This window comes from Pseudarthrobacter sp. (genome assembly GCF_036675385.1).
GTDB lineage: Bacteria > Actinomycetota > Actinomycetes > Actinomycetales > Micrococcaceae > Arthrobacter.
This window is the reverse complement of the sequence record NZ_JAKFFD010000064.1, coordinates 1-10,065: the sequence shown is the minus strand read 5'-3', so window position 1 is coordinate 10,065 and position 10,065 is coordinate 1. Positions and strand designations below refer to the sequence as shown.

Annotated in this window: 9 protein-coding genes and 2 pseudogenes; 3 read left to right on the top strand and 8 right to left on the bottom strand. The window is 66.1% G+C overall.

From position 1 onward, the window contains the following. Positions 1–9: 9 nt before the first annotated feature. Positions 10–753 (bottom strand): NADPH-dependent F420 reductase, encoded by a 744-nt coding sequence (locus V6M49_RS05420; protein WP_332760473.1) that lies wholly within the window; start codon positions 751–753, stop codon positions 10–12. Between the two features lie 225 nt (positions 754–978). Between V6M49_RS05420 and V6M49_RS05415 the strand changes: the two genes are divergently transcribed. Next, on the top strand, positions 979–1,578 hold the full coding sequence (locus tag V6M49_RS05415; protein ID WP_332760471.1) for a hypothetical protein: 600 nt from the start codon (positions 979–981) through the stop codon (positions 1,576–1,578). 198 nt (positions 1,579–1,776) lie between these two features. Beyond that, positions 1,777–2,709, top strand: a complete 933-nt coding sequence (locus V6M49_RS05410; RefSeq protein WP_332760470.1) for a threonine/serine dehydratase — start codon at positions 1,777–1,779, stop codon at positions 2,707–2,709. Positions 2,710–2,713: 4 nt separating this feature from the next. Here the strand turns inward: V6M49_RS05410 and V6M49_RS05405 are convergent, their stop codons facing one another. Next, positions 2,714–3,523, bottom strand: coding sequence for a carbonic anhydrase (locus V6M49_RS05405; RefSeq protein WP_332760469.1), 810 nt, complete (start codon positions 3,521–3,523; stop codon positions 2,714–2,716). A 132-nt stretch (positions 3,524–3,655) separates the two neighbouring features. After that, a complete protein-coding gene (locus V6M49_RS05400; protein WP_332760467.1) occupies positions 3,656–4,561 on the bottom strand; it encodes a helix-turn-helix transcriptional regulator in 906 nt (301 codons plus the stop codon). A 182-nt stretch (positions 4,562–4,743) separates the two neighbouring features. Between V6M49_RS05400 and V6M49_RS05395 the strand changes: the two are divergent. Then, positions 4,744–5,329 (top strand): annotated as a pseudogene (locus V6M49_RS05395) (aldo/keto reductase). A gap of 390 nt (positions 5,330–5,719) precedes the next feature. On the opposite strand, the gene V6M49_RS05390 reads toward V6M49_RS05395, so the two are convergent. From V6M49_RS05390 to V6M49_RS05370, 5 genes and pseudogenes are all read right to left on the bottom strand, one after another. Then, the gene (locus V6M49_RS05390) at positions 5,720–6,451 is read right to left on the bottom strand and encodes an amino acid ABC transporter ATP-binding protein (RefSeq protein WP_332760465.1); all 732 of its coding nucleotides are present in this window, start codon (positions 6,449–6,451) and stop codon (positions 5,720–5,722) included. Further along, positions 6,451–7,956 (bottom strand): ABC transporter substrate-binding protein/permease, encoded by a 1,506-nt coding sequence (locus V6M49_RS05385; protein WP_332760463.1) that lies wholly within the window; start codon positions 7,954–7,956, stop codon positions 6,451–6,453. The genes V6M49_RS05390 and V6M49_RS05385 overlap by 1 nt, the downstream gene beginning before the upstream one ends. A 37-nt stretch (positions 7,957–7,993) precedes the next feature. Continuing rightward, positions 7,994–8,944: a formimidoylglutamase gene (gene hutG, locus V6M49_RS05380; protein WP_332760461.1), complete on the bottom strand. Its 951-nt coding sequence runs from the start codon at positions 8,942–8,944 to the stop codon at positions 7,994–7,996. Further along, positions 8,941–9,696 carry an IclR family transcriptional regulator gene (locus V6M49_RS05375; RefSeq protein ID WP_332760460.1) on the bottom strand — a complete coding sequence of 252 codons (756 nt, stop codon included), beginning with the start codon at positions 9,694–9,696 and terminating at the stop codon, positions 8,941–8,943. Before V6M49_RS05375 ends, hutG begins: the two co-directional genes overlap by 4 nt. A 212-nt stretch (positions 9,697–9,908) precedes the next feature. Next, a pseudogene (locus V6M49_RS05370) lies at positions 9,909–10,065 on the bottom strand ((S)-ureidoglycine aminohydrolase); the annotation flags it as partial.

Sequence of the window (10,065 nt, the reverse complement as noted above, 5' to 3'; positions counted from 1 at the left end):
CGCCAAGCGTCAGACGGTCCGCGGCGCCTTGGCCAGGGTCTCGCTGAGTTCAGCAGCGTTCTGCCGCACCACATTCGCCGGACGGCCCGGCTCCGCGCGCCAGCTCTCTGAGAGCGGGCCGAGGTCCACCGTGTCGAAGCCGAACTCGTCATACAGCTTCGTCACGAGCTCGCTGGCCTCGGCGAAGTCGCTCGCGGTGGCCAGGGCACGGCGGTTAGGGGTGCCGGGAGGCGTGCCGTCCGTGGTGATCTCGCTGTACCGGATGTGGTTGAAGCCCTTCGCCACCTTGGACGTCGGCAGGTGTTTCTGGACCAGTGCGGAGGACGTGGTTTCGCCGGCGTCGAGGGCCGGAACACGGCCGTCGCGCTTCCAGTAGTAGTTGCCGGTATCGATCACGATCTTCCCCGCGAGCGGCTCCACGGGGATGCTGCCGAGGCTCCTGAAGGGAATGGTCACGACGGCGAAATCGCCCGCCGCTGCCGCTTCGGCCGGCGTCGCGGCCCGGGCGCGGGGTCCCAGTTCCGCCACGAGTGCGGCCAGCGTTTCGGGGCCGCGGGAATTGCTGATCACCACGTCGTAGCCGAGTTCCACCGCTTTGCGGGCAACCTGGCTGCCAATGTGTCCTGCGCCGATGATTCCGATGGTTGTCATATCCGGGGCAACACCGGCGCCCGCAGGGATATTTCGTTCGGAATGTGTCTCTTGTGTTGAACTCTGGTGCCAACGGCGCCCTGAGAGTAGCGTTTTCCCCATCAGAAATCTCCGCTGATCTGGGCTCCGGACACATTCTTGGTGTGGAGGTGCCCCTTGTGAAAAGTGGCGGAGCGGCATCACAGCCGAATCTCAAACTCATTGTCTTGTGCGTGATGCTTCTGAATTCCCTGGCCGTGGTTGCCTGCTCTCCGTCGATCCCCACCCAAGCAACGAACAGATGATCTCTGGCTCGCTGCTGCGGGCCACCAATCGAGGAGGATGAAAATGAAGCACAAGGTACTCGCCACCATGGGAGCGGTGATCTCCGCGATCGGAATCTCGGTCGCATCGGCTGCCCCTGCGTTGACGGCGCGGCCGCTCGAGCACGACCACTTTACGGAGTCCAGCAGCGCCATTGCCCAGGAAGAATTCCCCGGATTTTGCGCCGGGATCGTAGACTTCCCCGTGCGACACGACAGGCATGCCGAGGGGATGTTCCTCTTCGTTCATCACGGCGACGGCCTCGCATACGGAGGGGGTCCGATCCGCTCAACCGATGTGTGGACAAACACCCTGAACGAGCACACCTACACGATCACGGAGTCAGGCCAGGCACGGGACCACAAAATCACCGACAACGGCGATGGCACCCTGACCGTCGAGATCGCTGTCTCCGGCGTCCAAAAGGTCTACGGCCCGGACGGTACGCGTCTCTTCATGGACACGGGTACCTTCAGGTTCGCGATCCTCATGGATCACGGCGGCACACCTGCTGACCCCTCCGACGACGAGTTCATTAGGGACCTCGGCGAGACGGCCAGTCACGGGCAAGCGGACACGGCAGGACGCGACTTCTGCGAAGACCTCGTCATCTTCATCGGTTAACAAATTCAAGCGGCCCCGGGAACACGACCGGCAGCAGGGCCGGTAATCCGGCATGCCGCGAACCCGGCCCGCGCAAGCGGCCCATTTCCCTCTTTGGGACGCTTTTGCGCCGAGCCACTGGGACGGAACGACGGCGACACCACGCGGGCGATAGCCTGAACGTTGTACCCAGCCCCACCCCGGAACGAGGATTTCCCCATGATCACACGCACCGACGTCGACGAAGCCGCTGCCCGGATTGCGGGGAGGATCCGCGTCACGCCCGTGCTGGCGGCTGACCGAGGCCCATTCCCCGGCGAGGTGTGGCTCAAATGCGAGTTCATGCAGCACACCGGCACCTTCAAGGCGCGGGGTGCGTTCAACCGGGTCCTGGCCTGCCGGGAGCGCGGCGAACTCAAGGACGACGTCGGCATTGTGGTGGCCTCCGGCGGCAACGCCGGGCTCGCCAACGCCTACGCGGCCACGGAAGTGGGGGTCCCGGCCACGGTGTTCGTGCCCGAGACTGCCCCGGCCGTGAAGGTCAAGAAGCTCTGGGACATCGGCGCCAACGTGGTCCAGCGCGGGGCCGAATACTCCGAGGCCTACGACGCAGCGATGGCTTACGCCGCCGAGACGGGCGCGGTCTACTGCCACGCTTACGACCAGCCTGAGATCGCAGCCGGCGCCGGCACCATCGGAACCGAGCTGCTGGAGCAGCTGGGCGACGTGGACACCGTGGTGGTGGCCGTGGGTGGCGGCGGGCTCATGGCGGGCGTCGCGGCCGCCGTGGAAGGCCGGGCCAAAGTGGTGGGCGTTGAGTCCCACTCAACGCCCACCCTGCACGCCGCGCTCGCGGCCGGGACCCCCGTGGACGTGGCCGTCTCCGGGATCGCCGCTGACTCGCTGGGCGCCCGGCAGATCGGCCGGATCGGCTTCGACGTGGCCGTCCGTACCGGTGTCCGCGCCGTGTTGGTCTCCGACGAGGACATCGTGGCCGCCCGCTCCCTGCTGTGGGAGGAGTACCGCATCATCGTGGAGCACGGCGCGGCCACCGCTTTCGCCGCCCTGCTCTCCGGCGCCTACATCCCGGCCGACGGCGAACGCGTGGCCGTGATCCTCTGCGGCGCCAACACGGACCCCGCCACGGTCTGAGGTTCTACTGGTCCGCCGCGACGACGTCCCTCCCGTTGAGCGGCTGGACCGGCCGGCTGTTACCCGCGTGCGCCGCGCGCAGTGTGGCGAGCTGTCCGGCTCCCACCTCAAGGGGCGTCTCGAGGAGCAGCCAGCGCACGCCTTCCGAACAGGGCGGAGTGGTCAGGCTGCCGTCATACGCGAAATGGTCCAGCGACGCCGGGAACAGCGCCGGGAAGTCCACGACGCCGGCCGCCACCTTCTGCCCGCCGGCTGCGGCGGGCACGCCGTCCGTGAACGGCGCCCACGCCGCATTGGTAGCCCCCACCGTGGCGAGAATCCCGACGACGGCCAGCCCGCCGTCGTCGGCCTGGTGGACGAAGTGGAACTCCGCATCGTAGCGGGCGCCGTCCAGCGTGTGCTCGGACGGGGTGTGGAAATGCATCTGCCTGAGGGCGTACTGCTTGCCGCCAACCGTGATGCCCTGGGCCGAGAGGGCGTGCAGCTCGGTGGTGTGGCCGTTGTCAGTGACCTCGCCTTCCGAGGCGGAATAGGCCAGGGCGAGCGGCGCGGGGGAAAGGCCCGAACTGCCGCCGACGTCGATGGGGGACTGGGCGGTGCCGGACGAGCAGGAGCCGAAGTCGGAACTCAGGGTGCCCCAGTGTTCAGGGCCCTCGGCGCCGTCGTAGGACCAGGCGTGTGGAGCTGCGGAGGCGGACGGCGATGGTGCCGCGGCCCCGGCGGCAGACCTGCTGCAGCCGGTGACAAGTGCCAGCAGCCCCAGCCCGGATCCAACTATCAAAGACTTCCTGGTCATTACTGTGGCGCTGCGCATTTCCATCCTTCGGGTCGTGTAGGTCCGCACCGGCGAGCCCGATGCGGACCTACGACGACTACCACGGGGGCCGGTGGCAGGTCTTGTCACAGACGCCCACCGCAGGATGTGACCCGCTGTCCTTCCCGGAAGTCAGGGCGCCTTGCTGGCGCCGGACGCGTCCGTGTCTTCCGTGGCCCGAGGGGCTGCCGCGGCGGCCAGCACTTCGGCGCCGAAGCTGCCGAGCAGGGTCAGGGAATCGGCCGACGGCGAGTCCGGCTTCGCTGAATACACCCGCAGCACCTGGTCTGGATCGTCGGGAAGCGTCAGGTCTTCAAAGTTCAGTTCCAGGTCCCCGACGACGGGATGGTGCAGCCGGACACTGCCTGCGGACCCCGTGGCCAGCCGGTGTCCGGCCCACCATTGGCGGAAGCGTTCGCTGTGCACTGCGAGTTCGCCGACGAGTTGATTGGCCTGGGGGTCGTTGGGGTGCCGGCCGATATCCGCGCGCAGGGTCCCGACGGCTTCGGCCGCCACGGTCTCCCAGTCCCGGAAGAGATCGTGGGAGCGCGGATCGAGGAAGATCCAGCGGGTGAGGTTCCGCTCCGCTGCCGGCATGGCCGGGAATTCCGCAAGCAGAAGGAACGCCAGGCGGTTGCCGGCCAGAACATCTGTGCGGCGGCCCAGGACCAGGGCGGGAACGTTGCCCACGGCGTCCAGGAGTTGGCGGAGAGCCGGCCGAACAACCTGTTCCGGAATGGGTGAATGCTGGGACTTCGCGCAGTTCTCCAGAAGGTCGAACATGTGCGCCTGCTCGCCAGGATCCAGGCGCAGGGCCCGCGCCACTGAATCCATCACCGCCCGGGACGGGTGGATGTTCCGGCCTTGTTCGAGCCGGGTGTAGTAGTCGGTGCTCACGTCCGCAAGGCGCGCGATTTCCTCGCGTCGCAGCCCGGGGACGCGCCTGCCACCGGTGGTCGCGGCTATCCCGGCCTGCTCCGGCGTCAGCCGCGACCGCATTGCCTTCAGGAACTTTCCAAACTCCGCGCTCTGACCCATGTGTTCCATTGTCCAAGCCGGCGTCCCCGCTTTCCAGTGACGAAGGTAGGACTGCCAGTCCTAGGAAAAGGAGGGAATGGCACACCCGCTGACATGGCCTGCCGGTGCCTCTAGCGTTGAATCATAGCCAGCCCCGTGCAGGGCTGTTCGAGCAAACAACACAACCACCGGAAGAATTGATGATGTCCCAGCCACAGGAAATTACCATCCCCACAGTGACCCTCAACAACGGCGTCCAGATCCCGCAACTCGGCTTCGGCGTATTCCAGGTCCCGCCGGAAGAAACGCAGCGCATCGTCGAGGACGCCCTCGAAGCCGGCTACCGCCACATCGACACTGCCGCGGCGTACCGGAGTACCTGGACCTCTACCTGATCCATTGGCTCGTGCCCGCACAGGGACTCTTCACGGAGGCCTGGAAGGACATGGAAAAGCTGTACGAAAACAACCAGATCCGCGCCATCGGGGTTTCGAACTTCCTGGCTGACCACCTGGACACGCTCCTGGCGGTGGCGGACGTTGTCCCGGCCGTCAACCAGATCGAAATCCACCCCGCGTTCCAGCAGCAGGAGCTGGCGGCAAAGAACCGCCCCCTGGGCATTGCGGTGGAGGCGTACAGCCCGTGGGGGCAGGGCGCCGATCTGGCAGCGGCAACCTGGGCGCTGCCGCCGTGTCGCTGACGCCAGCGGAGGTAGCCGAAATCACGGAACTGGAGTCCGGCGCCCGCACCGGCGGGGATCCCGCCGTCGCCCCGCACAGCCAAATGTAGCCAATCCGCACCAGTGGAAGTGCAAACCCGAGAGCCAGAGCCCCACCGAACAAGAAGAGAACCATGGATAATTCGCTGATGATGGCTTGGGCAGTCGTCCACCTCATAAACAACGACAGCCGCAGCGCCTTGCCGGATGCACCCGTTGTGGCACCACGACAAGCCGGACGCGCACGCAGGAGACTGGCCCGTTTCCAGCGGCGGCTGGCCAGTCTCCTGCATGAAGCCGCGTGGGCAATTGAACCTGAACCGCGGACGGCTACTGAGCCCTGACCGTGAGGCACGACCACAAAGGCACACGTCACGCGCCTAAACCTGAGGGGCGGCGGCACCAGAAATCCGGTGGCCCACCGCCCCCCGCTTGTGGGAGTGTTCGGAGGATGTCCCGGGTTACAGAACCTTCTCGAGGAACGACCGGATGCGCAGGTTGTCGTTGCCTTCGGAGAAGAACTCTTCCGGGGGCAGGTCGGCAGCGATCTTGCCGCCGTCGATGAACACCACGCGGTCGGCCACCTTGCGGGCAAAGCCCATTTCGTGAGTGACCACCACCATGGTCATGCCGTCGGCGGCGAGGCCGGCCATGACGTCCAGGACATCGTGGACCACCTCGGGGTCCAGGGCGCTGGTGGGCTCGTCGAAGAGCATCACCTTGGGGTTCATGGCCACGGCGCGGGCGATGGCGATGCGCTGCTTCTGGCCGCCCGAGAGCCGGTTCGGGTAGACGTGGGCACGGTGGGTCATGTTGACCTTTTCGAGCAGCTCCATGGCCCGCGCTTCCGCGTCCTTTTTGCTGAGCTTCAGCACATCCATCTGCGGAAGCATGACGTTTTTCAGGGCCGTCATGTTGGGGAACAGGTTGAACTGCTGGAACACCATGCCCATGCGGGAACGCAGGCGGTCCAGGTCCACCTTTGGCGCGAGGAGGTCCTCGCCGTCAAACACCACGTGGCCGGACGTGGGAGTCTCGAGGAGGTTCAGGCAGCGCAGGAACGTGGACTTGCCGCCGCCGCTGGGGCCGATGACGGCGACAACTTCGCCCGGCTCGATGGTGAAATCGATGCCCTTGAGGACGTGGTGGTCACCGTAGGACTTGGTGATCTCTTTCGTTTCCAGGAGTGCCATTAGATGTAAACCGCCATCTTCTTCTCGATTGCGTTTGCGGCCAGGCCGATGATGTTGGTGAGGACGTAGTACACCAGGCCGATGAAGACGTACACGGTCAGTGCATCGAAGGTGCGGGAAATGATGGTCTGGCCCACCAGGAACAGTTCGCTGATGGTCACGAAGGACACCAGGGCGGAGTTCTTGGTCAGGGACACAAACTCGTTGCCGAGCGGCGGGAGCATGCGCAGGAAGGCCTGCGGGATGATCACGTGGCGCAGCGCGGAGGCGGAGCTCATGCCGCAGGACCGGGCGGCTTCCATCTGGCCCTTATCCACGGACTGGATGGCGCCGCGGACGATTTCCGTGACGTACGAGCCGCTGTAGAGGCCCAGGGCCAGGATGCCGGCCACCATCGGCGAGAGCTGGATGCCCAGCTGCGGCAGGCCGAAGTAGATGAAGAACAGCTGGACGATGAACGGCGTTCCACGGACCACGGAGACGTACACCTTGCCGATCCAGCGGACGGGCCGGATTTGCGAGAGTTTGGCGAAGCCGCCCAGCATGCCGAACAGCAGGCTCAGGGCCAGTGAAAGGGCGATGATCTGCAGGGTGGTCCCCAGGCCCTGCATGAGCGGGCCCCAGGAATTGGTGATCGAGGCGACGTTGAAGATGCTGCGTTCCTTGGCGGGACCGGTGGCGGTGCTGGTTTCGTCGCCGAACCACTTGGTGGAGGCCTTGGTGAAATCGCCCGAGTCCTGCATGCCCTTCAGCTCCGTGTTGAACGCCTCGCGGATGTCCGAGTCGGTCTTCTGGAACGCGAAACCGTAGTTCTCGTTCGTCAGGCGGTCGCCGACCTGCTTCAGGCCGCCCTGCTCGTGGATGAAGTACCGGCCGCCGGGCTGCCCGGTGACCACGGCGTCGGCCTGGCCGAGTTTGACGGAGGAGAACATCTGGTCGTTGGTCTGGACCTGCACCAGTTCGGCCTGGGGCTGGTTCTGGCGGAGCCACTCAACGGATTTGGTGCCCACCTGCACGGCAACCTTCTTGCCGGCGAGGTCGGCCAGCGACTTGACGGTGTCGTTGGACGTGGAAACGAACATGCCCAGGCCGCCGGGGTAGTAGATCTCGGAGAAGTCCACCACCTTGGCGCGCTCGGGGCTGATGTAGATGGCCGAAGCGCCGACATCGATCTGGTTCGCCTGCAGTGCCGGGACGATGTTGCCGAACGGCATCTGCACGAACTCGACGTTCTTGATGCCCGCCTTGGCAGCGAGGTCCCGCACAACATCGATGTCGAAACCGATCTTGGTGCCGTTGGCATCGGTGAATTCGAACGGCGGGAAAGAGGCGTCAGTGCCGACCTTGAGGGTGGTCTTGCCGGAGCGCAGGTCCGCCATCTTGCCGGCCGACGGGGTGGCCGGCGTCGTCTCGGCCTGGGCTGCTGGCGCGGCCAGCCCCAGCAACGCGGCAAGGAGGGCGGCCGTCGTGGCAGCCCATCCGAATCGCGAGAATCGGTTCTTCATGTGTGCTCGTTTCTGGGGAGGGGAGGCGGGCTTGCGGCTACGCATGCCGGTGCCCGGATCGCTCTGTGGCGATCGTGTGGATGAGGCGTGCGGCCGTGCGGGCCGTGCGGGAGTCGATGTCGAACCTGGGGTTCAGTTCGACGACGTCGACGACGGCGAGCTTGGGGGAGCGGGCCAGCTGGCGGCATACGTCCAAGACGACGGAGAGCGGAACGCCGTACGACGCCGGTGCGCTGACACCGGGGGCGACGTACGCGGGGAGGACGTCGAGGTCGATGGTCAGGTAGACAACGTCCACGGAGTCGATGAAGTCCTGCGTGAACTGCCGGACCTGCTCGGTCCTGGACTCGGTGCATTCCTCGTCCAGGAGGTACGTGACGCCGAGCTCCCGGGCTGTCTGGAACAGGGCCTCGGTGTTGCCGGGCTGGCTGATGCCCACCACCGTGTAGTTGAACCCGTGGCCCAAGGCTTGCTCCGCTTCGGCCACTTGCCGGAACGGTGTTCCCGAGGACGGGATGGCCTCCGCTCGGAGATCGAAATGCGCGTCCAGGTTGAGGATGCCGATCCGGCGTCCATCGGTGACCTGGCTGGCGCGGAGGCCCGTGTACGTGCCGAAGGCGGTTTCGTGGCCGCCGCCAAGGATGACGGGCAGGTGGCCCGCGTCCAGGGCCTGGCGGACGGCCGCACCGAGGCGCTCCTGGCCGTCCTCGAGGTTTCCGTCCACAACGCTGGTGTCGCCAAGGTCGTGGACCAGGAGTTCCGCCGGCGCCGCCATGGGTGCCAGGGCGGAGCGGATGCTTGCGGGACCGTCGACGGCGCCGACCCGGCCTTTGTTCCGGCGGACGCCTTCATCGCTGCGGAACCCAAGGATGGCGATTCCCGTGGTGCCGGCCTGGGCCGTGTTTACTGCGTGGTGCCAGCGCCGGTGCTCTGGGCCGGGGCCGTCGTCGCGGCCCGTCCACGTGTGCTGGGTGGTGGGGTTGGTCATCGGGATCCTTCTCCGTGTCCGAGCGCCAATGCGGCGTTACGGGTGCTTGCTATGAGTTGCTTTTCGCGCCGGACCGCCCGGTCCGCCGGAGCCATGGTGCTGACGGCACCCAAAAGCCGGCCGCCGTCGTCGAACACGGGGAAACTGACGCCCCAGACGCCCGCATCCACCGCCCCGTAGCTGAGGCCGAAGCCGCGGCCCTGGACGAGCTGGACCTCGTGGTTCAGGTTGTCTGCGTCCTCGGAGCTAAGCCCGAGGCCGGCCACGATCCTGCTCTGCTCCTGGGGGTCCAGGTGTGCCAGCAGGGCCATGGCGCTGGCGCCCTTCAGCAGGGGGAGCGAGCTGCCCGGCGAGTAGCTGCAGCGCAGCATCTGCGGGCCTTCGATGGCATCCACGCACAGGGCATCCGCACCGCGGACCACCAGGTAGGCGGCCAGCTCCTGGGTTTCATCCGAGAGCAGCTGTAGCTGCTCCGAGATGCGGCCCTTGACCATGGCCTCCTGGTGGAAGTTGGCGGCGAGGCGCAGGGTTTCCGGGCCGGCGCTGTACTGCCCGCGGCGCCTGGTCTGCGCCACCAGCCCGGACTGCACCAGCAGTGCCAGGTGCCGGTACACGGCACTGGCGGGGATGCCCGTTGTTTTGCTGATCTGGGCTGCAGTCAGAGTCCGGTGCCGCGCGAATTCGAGCAGGATGTCGACGAACCGCGAGGCGTTGCCTTCCGGTGTCACGGAATGGCTCGGATCTGTAGGCATAACACCGACGTTAGTGGCTGGCATCACGGATGGCATCACAAAGTTCCCATTGCGTGGGAATTTATTTTCCGCGGGGTGGGAATTGGCCGTTAACGCGAAATCGCCGGAACCATGTCCGGGTCGCAAATTTGTAGCGACCCGGTATGGTTCCAGCGATTTCGGCGGCCAGCCGGTAAGAGCCAGCCGGTAAGAGCCAGCCGGTAAGCGGCGGCCTAGGTCAGTTTGATCTGGCGGTTCATGTCCTTGTAGAGCAGGTACCGGAACTCGCCCGGGCCACCTGCGTAGCAGGCCTGCGGGCAGAAGGCGCGCAGCCACATGAAGTCGCCTGCTTCCACTTCGACCCAGTCGTTGTTGAGCAGGTACATGGCC